This is a genomic window from Streptomyces marinisediminis (assembly GCF_026262575.1).
GTDB lineage: Bacteria > Actinomycetota > Actinomycetes > Streptomycetales > Streptomycetaceae > Streptomyces > Streptomyces marinisediminis.
Window position 1 is genome coordinate 1 of the sequence record NZ_JAPKFL010000046.1, and the last position, 18,203, is coordinate 18,203.

At 76.8% G+C, this 18,203-nt stretch carries 4 protein-coding genes; 1 reads left to right on the forward strand and 3 read right to left on the reverse strand.

What is annotated here, in order from left to right; translation table 11 throughout:
- The 3 genes from OSB71_RS23360 to OSB71_RS23375 all read right to left on the reverse strand — a co-directional run.
- On the reverse strand, positions 1 to 3,731 hold a 3,731-nt coding region (locus OSB71_RS23360; protein WP_265950793.1), incomplete at its 3' end, for a type I polyketide synthase.
- 52 nt (positions 3,732 to 3,783) lie between these two features.
- A complete protein-coding gene (locus OSB71_RS23365) occupies positions 3,784 to 14,001 on the reverse strand; it encodes a type I polyketide synthase (protein ID WP_323055340.1) in 10,218 nt (3,405 codons plus the stop codon).
- A gap of 390 nt (positions 14,002 to 14,391) precedes the next feature.
- Positions 14,392 to 15,687, reverse strand: coding sequence for a 3-deoxy-7-phosphoheptulonate synthase class II (locus OSB71_RS23375; RefSeq protein WP_265950794.1), 1,296 nt, complete (start codon positions 15,685 to 15,687; stop codon positions 14,392 to 14,394).
- 583 nt (positions 15,688 to 16,270) lie between these two features.
- On the opposite strand from OSB71_RS23375, the gene OSB71_RS23380 reads away from it, so the two are divergent.
- Positions 16,271 to 18,203 (forward strand): type I polyketide synthase (locus OSB71_RS23380; RefSeq protein ID WP_265950795.1); only part of this gene is annotated, 1,933 nt, incomplete at its 3' end.

Consider the following 18,203-nt stretch of genomic DNA (forward strand, 5'->3'; position numbering starts at 1 on the left):
ACCGGGTCCACGGGCGCCGCGGAGGCGATCTGCTCGGCGGAGACGGGGCGCAGCGCCAGGGAGCCGACGCGGCCCACGGGCGCACCGGTGCCGTCGGCCAGGTCCAGCGTCACCGCACCGGGTGACGCGCCCGCCGTGACGCGCACGCGGAGCATCGGGGTGCCCGCCACCGCCAGTTCCACGCCGGACCAGGCGAACGGCAGCCCGGGGCCGTCCAGCCCGGTGAGGCCGCTGACGCCGACGGCGTGCAGCGCGGCGTCCAGCAGCGCCGGGTGCAGGTCGAACCGGGTGGCCTCCTCCCACAGCTCCGGGGGCAGGGCGACGTCGGCGAACACCTCGTCGCCGCGCCGCCACACCCCGCGCAGGCCCTGGAAGGCGGGGCCGTAGCCGAAACCGTGGTCGCGCAGGGTGGGGTAGAGGTCGTCGAGGTCGACACCGGTGGCCTCGTTCGGCGGCCACTGGGTGCGCAGGTCGGCGCCGGACGTGCCGGGCGTGCCGGACGCGGGGCGGGGGGCGACGGTGCCGGTGGCGTGCGCGGTCCACACCGGGTCCGTACCGGCGTCGCCCTGGGTGGGGCTGGAGTGCACGGTGACCGTGCGCCGCCCCGCCTCGTCCGGCGCGCCCACCATGACCTGGAGGAGCACCGCGCCCCGCTCCGACAGCGTCAGCGGCGTCTGGAGCGTGAGCTCGTCGAGCACCGGGCAGCCGACGCGTTCCCCGGCGTGCAGGGCGAGTTCGACGAACGCCGTGCCCGGCAGCAGGACGGTGCCGAAGACGGCGTGGTCGGCCAGCCAGGGGTGGCCGGAGAGGGAGAGCCGGCTGGTGAAGAGGGAGAGGTCCGCACCGGCCAGGGAGACGGAACCGGCGAGCAGCGGGTGCTCGGACGAGGTGAGGCCGAGCACGGCGGGGTCGCCGGCGTCCTCGGTGGGCGTGGGCCAGAAGCGCTCGTGCTGGAAGGCGTAGGTGGGCAGGTCGACGCGGCGGGCCCCCGTCCCCGCGAAGTAGGCGCCCCAGTCCACGTCGGCGCCGTGCGCGTGGAGCGCTCCGACGCCGGTCACCAGTGCCTCTGCCTCGGGGCGGTCCTTGCGCAGCGCGGGGACGCAGGCGGTGCCGGCGGCGTCGGACAGGCAGTCCTCGGCCATCGCGGTCAGGACACCGCCGGGCCCCAGCTCCAGACAGGCGGTGACGCCGTGGGCCGTCAGGCTCCGCACCCCGTCGTGGAAGCGGACGGCCTCCCGGACGTGCCGCACCCAGTACTCGGCGGTGGCCAGCTCGTCTTCGGCGAGGTCGCCGGTCAGGTTGGAGACGACCGGGACGCGCGGAGCCGAGTAGCTCAGGCTCTCCGCGACCGCGCGGAACTCCTCCAGCATCGGGTCCATGTGCGGGGAGTGGAAGGCGTGGCTGACGTTGAGCCGCTTGGGCTTCCCGAACCGCGCGGCGATCTCCGCCACGGCTTCCTCGTCGCCCGATATGACGACGGAAGCCGGCCCGTTGACGGCGGCGATCGACACCCCGTCGACCAGCAGCGGAGCGACCTCCTCCTCGGTGGCCCGCACCGCCACCATCGCCCCGCCGGACGGCAGGGCCTGCATCAGCCGCCCCCGCGCCGCCACCAACCGCGCCGCGTCCGCCAGCGACCACACCCCCGCCACATGCGCGGCGGCCACCTCACCGACCGAGTGCCCCAGCAGGAAGTCCGGCACCACACCCCAGCGCTCCAGCAACCGGAACAGCGCCACTTCCAGCGCGAACAACCCCGCCTGCGTGAACCGCGTCTGGTCCAGCAGCTCCGAGCCGCCGAAGACGACCTCGCGCACGGACGCGTCCAGGTGGCGGTCCAACTCCGCGCACACCGCGTCGAAAGCCTCAGCGAACACCGGGAAGGCGTCATACAGCTCCCGGCCCATCCCCGCCCGCTGCGCGCCTTGGCCCGGGAACAGGAACGCCGTGCGACCCCGGGTGACCGGGGGGTGGGCGGCGTCGGGGCCGGGGTCAGCGAGGGCGCGCAGCGCGGGCACGAGGTCCGCGCGCTCGCTGCCCACCAGCACGGCGCGGTGCTCGAACCGGGCGCGGGTGAGGGCGAGCGAGTAGCCGATGTCGAGCGCGCCCGGCGCACCCGGGCCGGCCGCGCCCTCCGCGACGCCGCCCGAAGCGACGCCGCCGGAGTCGGTACCGGAGTCGCCGCCGTAGCCGCCGCCGGAGTCGCCCGCGCCGCCCAGCCGGGTCAGCAGGCGCCCGGCCTGGGCGGCGAGCGCCTGCGGTGACCGGGCCGAGAGCACCCACGGCACCACGGGCGGGGCCACCCGGGGCGCGGCGTCCGGCTCCGGGGCGTCCGCCGGGGTCTCCTCGGGTGCCGCCTGCTCGATGACGACGTGCACGTTGGTGCCGCTGACGCCGAAGGAGGAGACGCCCGCCCGGCGCGGACGGTCGCCCGGTTCCGGCCAGTCGCGCGCCGCGTTCAGCAGTTCCACGGCGCCGTCGGACCAGTCCACCTTGGCCGACGGCCGGTCCGCGTGCAGGGTGCGGGGCAGCGTGCCGTGCCGCATCGCCATGACCATCTTGATGACGCCGCCGACGCCCGCGGCGGCCTGCGTGTGCCCGAGGTTGGATTTCAGCGAGCCCAGCCACAGCGGCCGGTCGGCGGACCGCTCCTGCCCGTAGGTGGCCAACAGCGCCTGCGCCTCGATCGGGTCGCCCAGCGTCGTCCCCGTGCCGTGCGCCTCCACCGCGTCCACCTCGGCGGCGGGCACGCGCGCGTTGGCCAGGGCCTGGCGGATGACGCGTTGCTGCGCGGGTCCGTTGGGCGCGGTGAGCCCGCTGCTGGCGCCGTCCTGGTTGACGGCCGAGCCGCTCACCACCGCGAGCACGCGGTGCCCGTTGCGGCGCGCGTCCGAGAGCCGTTCGACCAGCAGCATGCCCACGCCCTCGGACCAGCCGGTGCCGTCGGCGTCGTCGGAGAAGGACTTGCAGCGCCCGTCGAAGGAGAGTCCGTCCTGCCGGCTGAAGTCGACGAAGGTGCCCGGGGTGGCCATCACGGTGACGCCGCCCGCCAGCGCCATGGTGCACTCCCCCGCGCGCAGCGCGTGCACGGCCAGGTGCAGCGCGACGAGCGAGGACGAGCACGCCGTGTCCACCGTCACCGCCGGGCCCTCCAGGCCCAGCGTGTAGGCGACGCGCCCGGAGAGCACGCTGCCGGAGGTGCCGGTGCCGAGGTAGCCCTCGACGCCCTCGGGCAGCGAGCGCAGCAGGGTCAGGTAGTCGTGGTACATCAGCCCGGCGAAGACGCCGGTGCGCGAGCCTTTGAGCGTGCCCGGGTCGATGCCCGCGCGCTCGACGACCTCCCAGGAGGTCTCCAGCAGCAGCCGCTGCTGCGGGTCCATGGCCAGCGCCTCGCGCGGGGAGATGCCGAAGAAGCCGGGGTCGAAGTCGGTGGCGCCGGGCAGGAAGCCGCCTTCGCGCGCGTTGGACGTGCCCGCCTCGTCGACGCCGAAGAGCCGCTCGACGTCCCAGCCCCGGTCCTCGGGGAACGGGGTGATGGCGTCGCCGCCGCCGGACACCAGGCGCCACAGGTCCTCGGGCGAGGCGACGCCGCCGGGGTAGCGGCAGGCCATGCCGACGATCGCGATGGGCTCGCGGTCCCGGTCCTCGTACTCGCGCAGCCGGGTGCGGGCGTCCCGCAGGTCCGCGGTGGCGCGCTTGAGGTATTCGAGGAACTTCTCCTCGTTGGACATGGCGTGGCACTCCCTTGGTGACGGGCGGGGCGGGCGCGGTGAGCGGCGCGGGTCAGGACAGTCCCAGCTCGCCGTCGAGAAGGTCGAAGAGCTCGTCCGCGGTGGCGGACTCCAGGTCGGGGGCGGCGGCGTCCGCCCGTGCGGGGCCGTCCGGCTGGCGGGCAGTGGTCCAGGCGGTGAGCAGCCCGCGCAGCCGTTCGGTGACCTGCGCCCGGTCCGCGTCCTCGGCCGGGACGCCGCTGAGCGCCGACTCCAGCCGGTCGAGCTCGCTGAGCAGCGACAGGGCGGTGACGCGGGTGCCGGAGGCCAGTTCGTCGGACAGGTGCCGGGCCAGGGCCGCGGGCGTGGGGTGGTCGAAGACCAGCGTCGCCGCGAGCTTGAGCCCGGTGAGCTGCCGCAGCCGGTTGCGGAGTTCGACGGCGGTCAGGGAGTCGAAGCCGATGTCCAGGAAGCCGCTGTCCACCTCCACGGCGGCGGCGGAGCCGTGGCCGAGCACGGTGGCGATGGCGTCCGTGAGCAGGTCGAGGACGGCGCGGTGGCGCTCGTCGTCAGACGTGCGGCCCAGCCGTTCGCGCAGCGCGTCCGGGGACTCGCGCACCTCGCCGCCGCGGGGCCGCGGGGCGGTGCGGAAGTACGGGCGCAGCAGGGGCGGCAGCAGGTCGGCGCGCACCTGCGCCGCGTCGGGGGTGAGCCGGGTGAGCACCAGGTGCGGCGCCCCGGCGGCGGCCCCTCCCACGGGCGCGGCGGCCCCCTCCACTGACGGGCCGCCCCCTTCGGTGGGCGGTGCGGCCGCGTCGGTGGCGGCCGCGGCGTCGAACAGGGCCAGGCCCTCCGCGGCGGTCAGGGGCACCATGCCCGCACGGCTCATCCGGCCGACGTCGGCCGGGCCGAGCGTGCCGAGCATGCCGCCGTCCGCCCACGGCCCCCAGGCGAGGGACTGCGCGGCCAGGCCCCGGGCGCGGCGCAGGTGGGCCAGGGCGTCCAGGAAGGCGTTCCCGGCGGCGTAGTTGGCCTGGCCCGGGCCGCCGAAGGTGCCGGCGGCCGAGGAGTAGAGGGCGAACAGGGCCAGGTCCCGGTCGGCGGTGAGTTCGTGCAGGTGCCAGGCGGCGTCCACCTTGGGCCGCAGCACCGCGGCCACGCGGTCGGGCGTCAGCGACTCCAGCACGCCGTCGTCGACGACGCCGGCCGCGTGCACCACCCCGGCCAGGCGGTCGCCGATGCCGGCGAGGACGGTGGCCAGCGCCTCGCGGTCGGCGGCGTCGCACGCCACCCACCGCGCCCGCGCGCCGGACTCCGCGAGGTGGGCGAGGAGTTCGCCGCCGTGCTCGCCGCCGTCCGGGCGCCGGGAGAGCAGCACCAGGTCCCGCACGCCCCAGGTCTGCGCCAGGTGCCGGGCGACGAGGCCGCCCAGGGCCCCGGCGGCGCCGGTGACGAGCACCGTCCCCTCGACCGCGGGCACCCCCGCGCCGTCCGGGGCGGGGTGCGGGGCCAGCCGGGGCGCGAACAGCTCGCCCCCGCGGACGGCGAGCTGCGGGTGGCCGCCCGCGGCCAGCGCGGCCAGCGTGCCGGTGCCGGTGCCGGTGTCGGCACCGACGTCGGCGTCGGTGTCGATCAGGACGACGCGCTCGGGGTGCTCGGTCTGCGCCGAGCGGACCAGGCCCCACACCGCCGCGGCGGCCGGGTCGGTGACGGCCGAGCCCCCGGCGGCGACGGCGCCCCGGGTCAGCACGACCAGACGCGCCCCGTCGGCCGGGTCGGCGGCGAGCAGGTCCCGCAGCCGGGCGAGGACGGCGGTGACCCGCTCGTGCACGGCGGCGGGGAACCCCGGCCCGGTGCCGACGGGCGTCGGGGGCACCTCCAGCACCTCGGGACGCGGGAGCCCCTCCGGCTCCGCCGCCCCCCGGGCGACCGGCGCCCACTCCAGGCGGAACAGCCCGTCCGGGCCGCCGCTCGCGGACGGCTCCGCCAGGCTGCCGGAACCGAGCGGGCGCAGCACCAGCGAGTCCACCCGGGCGACGGGCGCCCCGGACGCGTCGGCCAGGTCGAGGGAGACGGCGTCGTCCTCGCCGGTGGTGACGCGCACCCGCAGGGCGGCGGTGCCGACGGCGGCCAGCGTGACGCCGGTCCAGGCGAAGGGGAGCCGACCGCCCTCGGCCAGCGAGCCCCCGGCCACGCCGACGGCGTGCAGGGCGGCGTCCAGCAGCGCCGGGTGCAGCCCGAAGCCGTCGGCGTCCTCGCGCGCCCGCTCGGGCAGGGCCACCTCGGCGAACACCTCGCCCTGGCCGCGCCACACCGCCCGCAGCCCCTGGAACGTGGGGCCGTAGCCGTAGCCGATGCCGTTCATGTACTCGTAGACGCCGTCCACGGGCACCGGCTCGGCGTCCGGCGGCGGCCACGCCGTCAGGCCGCGGAGCGCCGTGCCCGCCCCGCCCGGGAGCACCCCGGGACCGTCCTGGTCGGTGCCGGCGTCGGCGTCGGCAGGTGCGAGGGTGCCGCCGGCGTGCCGGGTCCAGGCGGCACCGGCGTCCCCGGCGGGGCGGGAGTGGACCTCCAGCGTGCGGCGGCCCCGCTCGTCGGCGGCGCCGACCCAGAGCTGGAGCAAGGCCGCGTCCCGCTCGCCGTCCAGCACCAGCGGCGCCGCGATGGTCAGCTCCTCCACCCGGTCGCACCCCGCCTCGGCGGCGGCGTGGGCGGCCAGGTCGACGAAGGCGGCGCCGGGCAGCAGGACGGTGCCCTGGACGGCGTGGTCCGCGAGCCAGGGGTGGGTGTCCAGACCCACCCGGCCGCTGAGCAGCAGCCCGCCGGAGCCGACGACCGCGAGCGAGGCGTCCAGGAAGGGGTGCGCGGAGGCGCCCATGCCGACCCGGTCCAGGCCGCCGAGTGCCACAGCGGCCGAGCGCAGCCAGTAGTGCTCGTGCTGGAAGGGGTAGGTGGGCAGGTCGACGCGGCGGGCGCCGGTCCCGGCGAAGTAGGCGTGCCAGTCGACGTCCACGCCGTGCACGTGGAGTTCGGCGGTGGCGGCGGCGAGGGCGTCGGCCTCGGGGCGGTCCTTGCGCAGCGCGGGGACGCAGGCGGTGCCGGCGGCGTCGTCGGGCAGGCAGTCCTCGGCCAGCGCGGTCAGGACGCCGCCGGGGCCCAGCTCCAGACAGGCGGTGACGCCCCGCGCCAGCAACTCCCCCACCCCGTCGCGGAACCGCACCGCCTCCCGCGCGTGCCGCACCCAGTAGTCGGCCGTCGCCAGCTCCGCACCCGCCACGGCGCCGGTGAGGTTGGAGACGACCGGGATGCGCGGAGCCGAGTAGGTCAGGCTCTCCGCGACCGCGCGGAACTCCTCCAGCATCGGGTCCATGCGCGGGGAGTGGAACGCGTGGCTGACGTTGAGCCGCCTGGACTTCTCAAACCGCGCGGCCACCTCCGCCACCGCTTCTTCCGCACCCGAGATGACGACCGACGCGGGACCGTTGACGGCGGCGACCGACACCCCGTCGACCAGCAGCGGAGTGACCTCCTCCTCGGTGGCCCGCACCGCCACCATGGCGCCCCCGGCCGGAAGCGCCTGCATCAGCCGCCCCCGGGCCGCGACCAACCGCGCCGCGTCCTCCAACGACCACACCCCCGCCACATGCGCGGCGGCCACCTCACCGACCGAGTGCCCCAGCAGGTAGTCCGGCACCACACCCCAGTGCTCCAGCAGCCGGAACAGCGCCACCTCCACCGCGAAGAGCCCGGCCTGCGTGAAGACGGTCTGGTCCAGCAGCTCCGAACCCCCGAACACCACCTCACGCACGGACGCGTCCAGGTGGCGGTCCAACTCCGCGCACACCGCGTCGAAAGCCTCAGCGAACACCGGGAAGGCGTCATACAGCTCCCGGCCCATCCCGGCCCGCTGGGAGCCCTGGCCCGAGAACAGGAACGCCGTGCGACCGGCCGGGGTGGCGGCGTGCAGCAGCCCGGGGGCCGTGCCGCCCGCGGCGAGGGCCTTCAGCGCCGCGAGGAACTCCTCGCGCTCCCCGGCCACCACGGCGGCCCGGTGGCCGAGGCGGGCCCGACCGGTGGCCAGGGAGTAGGCGACGTCCAGGGGGACCAGGTCCTCGCCCGCGCCCGCCCGGGTGGCGAGGGCGTCGGCGAGGTCGCGCAGCGCCGCGTCACCGCGGGCCGACAGCACCCACGGCACCACCGCGCGGCCCGCCGGGACGCTCCGGTCACCGGCGGGGGCGGGCGGCTCCTCGGCCGCGGGCGGCTCCTCGATGACGGTGTGGGCGTTGGTGCCGCTGACGCCGAAGGAGGAGACGGCCGCACGGCGCGGGCGGCCCTCCGTGCGAGGCCACTCCCGGGCCTCGGTCAGCAGGGCGACGGCTCCGTCGCCCCACTCGATCCGGCGGGACGGCTCGTCCACGTGGAGGGTGCGCGGCAGGACGCCGTGGTGGAGCGCGAGCACCGTCTTGATGACGCTCGCGACGCCCGCGGCGGCCTGGGTGTGGCCGATGTTGGACTTCAGCGAGCCCAGCCACAGCGGCCGGCCCTCGGGCCGGTCCCGGCCGTAGGTGGCCAGCAGCGCCTGCGCCTCGATCGGGTCGCCCAGCACGGTGCCGGTGCCGTGCGCCTCGACGGCGTCGATCTCGGCCGGCGCCAACCGCGCACCGGTCAGCGCCTGCCGGATCACCCGCTGCTGCGCGGGCCCGTTGGGCGCGGTCAGGCCGTTGGAGGCGCCGTCCTGGTTGATCGCCGAACCGCGCACGACCGCGAGGACCCGGTGGCCGTGCCGGCGGGCGGCGGACAGCCGCTCCACGAGCAGCACGCCGACGCCCTCGCCCCAGCCGGTGCCGTCGGCCGCGTCCGCGAACGCCTTCACCCGGCCGTCGGCGGCCAGCCCGCCCTGCCGGGCGAACTCGGCGAACACCGTGCCGGTGGCCATGACGGCGACACCGCCGACGAGCGCGGCCGAGCACTCCCCCGAGCGCAGTGCCTGCACGGCCAGGTGCAGCGCGACGAGCGAGGACGAGCACGCCGTGTCCACCGTCACCGCCGGGCCCTCCAGCCCCAGCGTGTAGGCGACGCGCCCGGAGAGCACGGCGGTCGCGGTGCCGGTCATCAGGTAGCCCTCGGTGCCCTCGGGCGCGCGGCCGACGTCGCTGCCGTAGCCCTGGGAGGAGGCGCCGACGTAGACGCCGGTGCGGCTGCCGCGCAGTGCGGTCGGGTCGATCCCGGCGCGCTCCAGCGCCTCCCAGGAGGCCTCCAGCAGCAGTCGTTGCTGCGGGTCCATGGCGAGGGCCTCGCGCGGGGAGATGCCGAAGAACGCGGCGTCGAAGTCGCCGGCGCCGGCGAGGAAGCCACCGGCCGCGCGGGGGCCTCCGGCCGGCTCGGCGGCGTCCCAGCCGCGCCCCGGCGGCAGGGGGCCGACGGCGTCGACCCCGTCGGCGACCAGGCGCCACAGGTCTTCGGGCGAGGTGGCGCCCCCGGGGAAGCGGCAGCTCATGCCGACGATGACGACCGGGTCGGAGGCGTCCGACGCGTCGGGGCCGGCCGGGGCGTCGGAGGAGTCCGGGGCGCCCCCGGCGGCCCCCGGCGCGGCGTCGTCGGCCGTGGGCTCGTCCAGGACCAGGGTGAGCAGGTGGGCGGCCAGCTCGGCGACGGTCGGGTGGTCGAACACGAGGCTGACGGGCAGCCGCAGGCCGCTCAGCGTGTTCGCGCGGTTGCGCAGGTCGACGGCGGTCAGGGAGTCGAAGCCCAGGTCACGGAAGGGGCGCGCGGGGTCCAGCTCGCGGGGGTCGGCGTAGCCGAGCACGGCCGCGGCCTCGGCGCGGACCAGCTCCAGCAGCCGGTCGCGCTGCTCGGTGGCCGTCAGCCCGGTCAGGGCGCGCCGGAGCGCGGAGGTGACGCCCGCCTCCGCGCCGCCCGCCTCCGCCTCGGCGGCCGCGAGGACCTCGCGCACGTCGGGCAGGTCCGCCAGCAGCGGGCTGCCGCGGACGACGGTGAAGGAGGGCACGAAGCGGTCCCAGCGCACGTCGGCCACGGTGAGCGCGGTCTCGCCCTGGGCCACGGCCTGCTGGAGCGCGGTGAGGTTCAGCTCCGGGTCCATGACGGGCAGGCCGCGGCGGCTGAGGAGCTGCTCGGCCTCGCCCTTGGCCATGCCCGCGCCGCCCCAGGCGCCCCAGGACAGCGCGGTGGCCGTGCGGCCCCGGGCCCGGCGGTCGGCGGCGAACGCGTCGAGGAAGGTGTTGGCGGCGGCGTAGGCGCCCTGGCCACCGCTGCCCCAGATCCCGGAGATGGAGGAGAAGACCACGAAGGCGTCCAAATCGGTGTCACCCAGCGCGTGGTCGAGGTTGACCGCTCCGGCGGTCTTGGCGGTGACGACCTCGGCGAAGGCGGCGTCACCGGTGTCCTCGATGGCGCTGAGCTGGCTGACGCCGGCCGCGTGGAGGACCGCCGTCACCGTGTCGCCGCGCTCGCGCAGGCCGCCGACGAGGGCTTCGACGGCGGCCCGGTCGGCGACGTCGCAGGCGGCGATCGTGGTGCGGACGCCCAGCTCCGCGAGCTCGGCCGCCAGCTCGGCCGCGCCCGGGGCGTCGGGGCCCCTGCGGCTGGTGAGCACGAGGTGCTCGGCGCCCTGCGCGGCGAGGCGGCGGGCGAGGAAGGTGCCCAGCGCGCCCGTGCCGCCGGAGATGAGCACGGTGCCGCGCGGGGTCCAGCTCTCCGTCGACCGTGGCGCCGCGGCCCGGACCAGGCGGCGGGCGAACACGCCGGAGGGCCGCACCGCCACCTGGTCCTCGGCGTCGGCGGAGCCCGTCGCGGCGAGGACGGCCAGGAGGCGGTCCAGGGCCCGGTCGTCCAGCTCGGCGGGGAGGTCGACGCCGCCGCCCCACCAGCCGGGCTGCTCCAGACCCACGACGCGGCCGAAGCCGTGCACCATCTCCTGCGCGGGGCTGCGCACCGGCTCCGAGGCGCCGATCGAGACGGCACCCCGGGTGAGGCACCACAGCGGCACCTCGGCGCCGGCGCCGATGAGGTGCTTGACCAGTCCGACGGTGGCCAGGAGCCCACCGGGCACGGCCGGGTGCTCCGGGTGCGGCGCGTCGTCCAGGCCGAGCAGGGACACGACGCCGGCGACGCCGGCGAGGTCGACGCCGGCGAGCGCGGCCGGAGTGGCCCGCGCCGCGTCGGCACCGTGCCGGGCCAGGGCGTCGGCCAGGGTGTCGGCCAAGCCGCCCGCACCGGCGCCCGTCGCGCCGTCGGGGACGACGAGCAGCCAGGTGCCGTCCAGCCGCGCGTCGGCGGCGGGGGTGACCGGCTTCCAGGTGACGCGGTAGCGCCAGGAGTCCAGGGTCGAGCTCTCCCGGCGGCGGCGCCGCCAGTCGGCGAGCGCGGGCAGCGCGGCCCGCAGCGGCTCGGCGTCGGTGTCGTCCAGCGCCCGGGCGAGGGCGTCGAGGTTGTTCTGCTCGACGGCCGCCCAGAACGCCGCCTCCTCCGGGTCGGCCGCCGCGGCCGCACCCGGGGCGGTGAGCGCGGGTGTCTCGGGCCAGTAGCGGGCGCGTTGGAAGGCGTAGGTCGGCAGTCCCGTGCGGCGCGCGCCGGTCCCCTCGAACACCGCGTGCCAGTCCACCGCCGCCCCGCGCACGTGCGCCTCGGCCAGTGAGGTGAGGAACCGGGCGAGCCCGCCGTGGTCGCGGCGCAGGGTGCCCACCGCCGCCGCCTCGACACCCGCGTCCTCGATCGTGCCCTGGAGCCCGAGCGCCAGCACCGGGTGCGGGCTGACCTCGATGAACAGGGTGTGGCCCGCGGTCAGGGCGGTGCGGGTGGCCCGCTCGAACTCCACCGTCTCGCGCAGGTTGCGGTACCAGTACGCGGCGCCCATCTCCGCGCCGTCCAGCTCGGCGCCGGTCAGGGACGAGTAGACGGGGACACTGCCCGGCCGGGGCTCGATCCCGTCCAGCAGGCGGGCCAGCTCGTCCTCGATGGCCTCCACGTGCGCGGAGTGCGAGGCGTAGTCCACCTCCACCCGGCGCGCCCGGATCTCGTCACGCTCACAGGCGGCGAGGAGTTCGGCCAGCGCGCCCGGGTCGCCGGAGACCACCACCGAGGAGGGTCCATTGACGGCGGCCAGCGAGATCCGCCCGTCCCAGGCGGTGATCCGCTCACGCACCCGGTCCGCCGACTGGGCCACGGACACCATCCCGCCGTGCCCGGCCAACGCCGTGATCGCACGGCTGCGCAACGCCACCACCCTCGCCGCGTCCTCCAGCGACAGCACCCCGGCCACCGCCGCGGCGGCGATCTCACCCTGCGAATGCCCCACCACCCCAGCCGGCACCACACCAAAGGAACGCCACACCTCGGCCAGCGACACCATCACCGCCCACAACACCGGCTGCACCACATCCACCCGGTCCAGCCCGGGCGCGCCCGGCTCACCGCGCACCACATCCAGCAACGACCACTCCACATGGGGCGCCAGCGCGGCGGCGCACTCCGCCATCCGCGCCGCGAACACCGGCGAAGACCCCAGCAGCTCGACGGCCATCCCCGCCCACTGCGCACCCTGACCGGGGAAGACGAACACCGGCCGGGCGGCGCTCCCGGCCACACCGGACACCACATCGCCACACGGCGCACCCGCCGCCAACGCCTCCAGCGCCGCCACGAACCCCGCACGGTCACCGGCCACCACCGCCGCCCGGTGCTCGAACGCCGACCGCGTCAACGCCAACGACCAGCCCACGTCCACAAGCCCGGCGTCCGGGCGCTCCCGGACCCACTCCGCAAGCCGCGCCGCCTGACCCGCCACAGCCCCCGCGGACTTGCCCGACAGCACCCACGGCACCACGGGCAGCTCGCGGCGGTCGCGCCCGTCGCCCGTGGCGTCCGCGTCCGCGCCCTCGTCCGCGTCCGCCTCCGCGTCCTGGGGCTCCGGAGCCTGCTCGACCAGGACGTGGGCGTTGGTGCCGCTCATGCCGAAGGAGGAGACCCCGGCGCGGCGCGGCCTGTCGCCCGTGTCCGGCCACGCCCGCTGCTCCCGCAGCAGCTCGACGGCACCGGTCGACCAGTCGACGTGCGGGGTCGGCTCGTCGGCGTGCAGGGTCCCGGGCAGCACGCCGTGCCGGATGGCCTGCACCATCTTGATGACGCCGCCGACGCCCGCGGCGCCCTGGGTGTGGCCGATGTTGGACTTGAGCGAGCCCAGCCACAGCGGCCGGTCGGCGGGCCGGTCCTGGCCGTAGGTGGCGAGCAGGGCCTCGGCCTCGATCGGGTCGCCGAGCCGGGTGCCGGTGCCGTGCGCCTCGACGGCGTCCACGTCGGCGGGGGTGAGGCGGGCTCCGGCCAGGGCGTCGAGCACGACGCGCTGCTGGGCCGGGCCGTTGGGCGCGGTGAGTCCGTTGGAGGCGCCGTCCTGGTTGACGGCCGAACCCCGGATGACGGCCAGCACGTCGTGCCCGTTGCACCGCGCGTCCGACAACCGCTCCAGCAGCAGCACGCCGACGCCCTCGCTCCAGGCCGTGCCGTCGGCCTCGGCGGCGAACGCCTTGCAGCGGGCGTCGGCGGCGAGCCCGCCCTGCTCGCTGAACCCGCCGAACGCGCTGGGCGTGGACATGATGGTGGCGCCGCCGGCAAGCGCGAGGGAGCACTCGCCGTTGCGCAGGGCCTGCACGGCGAGGTGCAGGGTGACCAGGGAGGTGGAGCAGGCCGTGTCGACGGAGACGGCCGGGCCCTCCAGGCCGAGGGTGTAGGCGATGCGTCCGGAGACGACGCTCGCCGCGGTGCCGGTCAGGACGTACCCCTCGGTGCCGGGCGGCGGTGGGGCGAGCAGCGCGGCGTAGTCCTGGCCGGTGGTGCCGGTGAAGACGCCGGTGCGGGTGCCGCGCAGCGAGCCGGGCGCGATGCCGGCGCGTTCGACGGTCTCCCAGGCCACCTCCAGCAGCAGCCGCTGCTGGGGGTCCATGGCCAGGGCCTCGCGCGGGGAGATGCCGAAGAAGGCGGGGTCGAAGTCGGTGGCGCCGTCGACGAAGCCGCCCTCCTCGCGGAAGGCGGGCGCGTCGGCGGCGTCCCGGTGCCAGCCCCGGTCGTGGGGGAAGTCGGTCATGGCGTCGGTGCCCGCGGTGACCAGCCGCCACAGCTCCTCGGGGGTGCGGACGCCGCCGGGGTAGCGGCAGCCCATGGAGACGACGGCGACCGGCTCGCTGTCGCGCGCCTCCACGTCGCGCAGGCGCTGGCGCGTCTGGTGCAGGTCCGCCGCGACCAGCTTCAGGTAGTCCCGAAGCGTCTCTTCGTTCGCCATTCATCCCACCCTGTGCAGCAGCCGGCGCGTCACGTCTTTGCGGAGTTGTGGAACCGCGGACCGCCGGGGCGCGGAAAAGGCGCCCGGGCGTCCGCGGGAACGACTCCGAGGGGTGGTAACGCCGTTTTCCGCGGTTTCCCGGCGGCGTGTGCCGGGTGCGCGTCCCCCTCGGTGTGACTCTCGCCGTGAAGCTATTCCAGCCGTTCCGGCCCCAACAACCCCTGAAGGGCCGCCGACGGCCCCTATGGTGCGGGCCGTTACCGGCTCCCTAGCGGGCCTTGAGCGGTTCTCCTTTTCCGCGGGCGGATTCCCGGCGAGCGCGGGCAGGACCTGGGCGGCGGGGCGGCGAGACCCGGGCCGACGGGGCGGCGGGGCGGCGGGGCGGCGGGGTCAGCTCCCGGCCGTGGCGATGGCCGCGACGCGGTGGGCGACGTCGAGGGACTGGGCCCGGTTCAGGCGCGGGTCGCAGGCGGTGGTGTAGCGCAGGCCCAGGTCGTCGTAGCCGGGACCGGCCGGGCCGCCGACGCACTCGGTGACGTCCTCGCCGCTCATCTCCAGGTGGACGCCGCCGGGGTGGGTGCCCAGCGAGCGGTGCACCTCGTAGAAGCCGCTGATCTCGTCCAGCACGGCGCTCACCGCCCGCGTCTTGTGGCCGGAGGGCGCCGTGTGGGTGTTGCCGTGCATGGGGTCGCAGACCCAGCCGACGCGCGCGCCGGAGGCCGTCACCTTGTCCACGAGCAGCGGCAGGGCGTCGCGGACGGCGGCGGCGCCCATGCGCGCGACGAAGGTGAGCCGGCCCGGCATCCGGCCCGGGTCCAGCCGGTCGACGAGGGCGAGCAGCTCGTCGGGCCCGGCGGTGGGCCCGATCTTCACGGCGACCGGGTTGTGGACGCCGGCGAGGAACGCCACGTGCGCCCCGTCGGGGTCCCGGGTGCGCTCCCCGGCCCACAGCAGGTGCCCGGAGGCGGCGTACCGGCGTCCGGTGCGCGGGTCGACGCGGGTGAGGGGCTCCTCGTAGTCGAGCAGCAGCGCCTCGTGGGAGACGAAGAGTTCCGGCGGCACGCGGCCCCCGGAGCCGGTGCGGCCGGCCGCCACCAGGGCGCGGGTGAGGTTGAGCGTGGCGGCGGCCGCGGCGTGCGCGCGCAGCATGCGGTGCGGGTCGGCGGCGCGGGCGTGGGCGTCGAAGGCGCGGCCGTTGACCGCGTCGCCCCGGTAGGAGGGCAGCGTCGCGCCGTCGCGCGTCTCGGTGTCGCGGGAGCGGGGCTTGGCGTACTGGCCGGCCATGCGGCCGACCACCACCGGGGGCAGGCCGGTGGCCGCGGCGAGGACCTCGGCCATCCGCCCGAGCGTCTCGACGCGGGCCTCGACGGCGGCCGGTGAGGTGTCCAGGGTCTCGGCGCAGTCGCCGCCCTGGAGCAGCACCGCCCGGCCGTCGGCGACGGCGGCCAGGCGGTGGCGGAGCAGGTCGCTCTCCCGGGGCAGGACGAGCGGCAGGCGGTCGGCGAGTCGGCGGCGGACCTCGGCCAGCGCCGCCGGGTCCGGCCAGGCGGGTTGCTGGAGCGCGGGGCCGCGGGGGTCCGGTCGCCGGGCGGTGACCGGCGGCTCGCTGTCCGCGGCGGCACCGGTGGGCGGGGCGGCGCCGGTGGGCGGCGGGCCGGCCGGGGAGGGCAGGAGGGAGGAATGCATGAGGCGGCCTTGGGGTCTCGGTGATCCGGGCGATCTCGGTGTTCCGGCGTTCTCGGGGCTCCGGTTCCGGGGTTCTCCGGGCTCCGGAGTTCTCCGGGTTCCGGGGTTCTCCGGGTTTCGGGGCTCTCGGTGATCCGGCGTTCTCGGTGTTCTCGGTGTCCTCGCGGGGAATGTCGCGTGCACCGGGCTCCGGTCAGTGGACTCGTCGCTCCGACCCGCCACCCGCATGACCTGTGGTCCATATTCGAGCCAGAGGTCCTCGAGTTCTCCTAGAAATCCGGCGGAAGGCCGGAAAGCACGGCTGAACACGGCCGTTTAGGGGCTTCGCCCCGGCACCGGATAGGGGTTGTCGCCTTTGCTCGCGGGCGCCTAGTTTCGGCCCCCGAGGCGATCATGGGGGCGCTTTCCGACGAACCCGCGGCGACGGCTCGCGCCGACCCGGGCGACGTCACACGCGCGGTGCCCGGCGGACGGAGCCGGAACGTGCTTCGGGTGCCGGCCCCCGGAAGGGCCCGCGCGGGCGGACGCACACGATCGCCGTGCGGTCCACAGGGCGACGGTCATTCACGAGGGCGGGATTTCCATGGCGAGCGAAGAGAAGCTGCTTGAGCACCTGAAGTGGATGACCGCCGAGTTGCGCCGCACGAAGCAGCGTCTGCACGAGGCGGAGTCGGGCGAGCGGGAGCCGGTGGCGATCGTCGGCATGAGCTGCCGCTACCCCGGCGGCGTCGACTCGCCCGAGGACCTGTGGGAGCTGGTGGCCGCGGGCACCGACGCCGTCGGCCCGTTCCCCGCCGACCGGGGCTGGGACCTGGCCGCGCTCGCCGGCGCCCCCGGCGAGGACGGCGCCTCCCTCAGCGACCAGGGCGGCTTCCTGCACGACGCGACCGCGTTCGACGCGGAGTTCTTCGGCATCAGCCCGCGCGAGGCGATGGCCATGGACCCGCAGCAGCGGCTGGTCCTGGAGACCGCCTGGGAGGTGTTCGAGCGGGCCGGGATCGCCCCCGAGACGCTGCGCGGCAGCCGCACCGGCGTGTTCGTCGGCACCAACGGGCAGGACTACCCGACGCTGCTGCCGAACAGCCCGGAGAACGTCGACGGCTACCTCATCGTCGGCGGGTCGGCGAGCGTGCTCTCCGGCCGCGTCTCCTACACCCTCGGCCTGGAGGGCCCGGCCGCCACCGTCGACACCGCGTGCTCGTCCTCGCTCGTCGCCCTGCACTGGGCGTGCGAGGCGCTGCGCCGCCGGGAGTGCTCGCTGGCCGTCGCCGGCGGTGTCGCGCTGATGTCGACGCCGGTCACCTTCGAGGAGTTCAGCCGCCAGCGGGCCATGGCCGCCGACGGCCGCTGCAAGGCGTTCGCCGACGACGCCGACGGCACCGGCTGGGGCGAGGGCGCCGGCATGCTGCTCCTGGAGCGGCTCTCGGACGCGCGCCGCAACGGACACCGCGTGCTGGCGGTGGTGCGCGGCTCGGCCGTCAACCAGGACGGCGCCAGCAGCGGGCTCACGGTGCCCAACGGCCCGTCCCAGCAGCGCGTCATCCGGCAGGCGCTGGCCGCCGCCGGGGTGGCCGCCGCCGAGGTGGACGCGGTGGAGGCGCACGGCACGGGGACGACGCTGGGCGACCCGATCGAGGCGCAGGCGCTGCTGGCCACCTACGGGCAGGAGCGGCCCGAGGACCGGCCGCTGTGGCTGGGCTCGTTGAAGTCCAACCTCGGGCACACCCAGGCCGCCGCGGGCGTCGGCGGCGTCATCAAGATGGTCATGGCGATGCGGCACGGCACGCTGCCCCGCACCCTGCACGCGGAGGTCCCCTCCTCGCACGTCGACTGGTCCGACGGGGCGGTGGAGCTGCTGACCACCGCCCGCGACTGGCCCGCCCCCGACGACCGCCCGCGCCGCGCCGGGGTCTCCTCCTTCGGCATGAGCGGCACCAACGCCCACGCGATCCTCGAAGCCGCCCCCGAGGAGGCCCCGGAGGGGTCCCGCGAGGCCCCGGCCGCCCCGGGCTCCGGCGAGCCGTCCGCGTCGGCCCCGGCCCGCGGCCCCGTGCCGTGGCTGCTCTCCGGCCGCACCCCGCAGGCGCTGCGGGCCCAGGCCGAGCGCCTGCACGACCACGTGCGCGCCCTGGGCGACGCCGCGCCCGCCCTGGCCGACACCGGGCACGCCCTGGCCGCCGGACGCACCCACTTCGACCACCGCGCGGTGGCCGTGGCCGACACCCGGGCCGACCTGGTGCGCCACCTGCGCGCGCTCGCCGACGGCACCGCTCCCCAGGGCACGGCCACCGGCAGCGCCCCGGGCGACGCCAGCCCGGTGTTCGTGTTCCCGGGTCAGGGTGCGCAGTGGGCGGGGATGGCGGTCGAACTCCTCGACTCTTCACCGGTGTTCGCGGCGCGGATGGCGGAGTGCGCCGCCGCGCTGGAACCCCACGTGGACTGGTCGCTGCTGGATGTGGTGCGCGGTGAGCCGGGCGCGCCCGGACTGGACCGCGTGGACGTCGTGCAGCCGGTGC

What these genes read in the sequence shown, in the direction of transcription:
- OSB71_RS23365 (WP_323055340.1), bottom strand. Translation starts at nt 14,001, where the DNA reads ATGGCGAACGAAGAGACGCTTCGGGACTACCTGAAGCTGGTCGCGGCG.
- OSB71_RS23375 (WP_265950794.1), bottom strand. Translation starts at nt 15,687, where the DNA reads ATGCATTCCTCCCTCCTGCCCTCCCCGGCCGGCCCGCCGCCCACCGGC.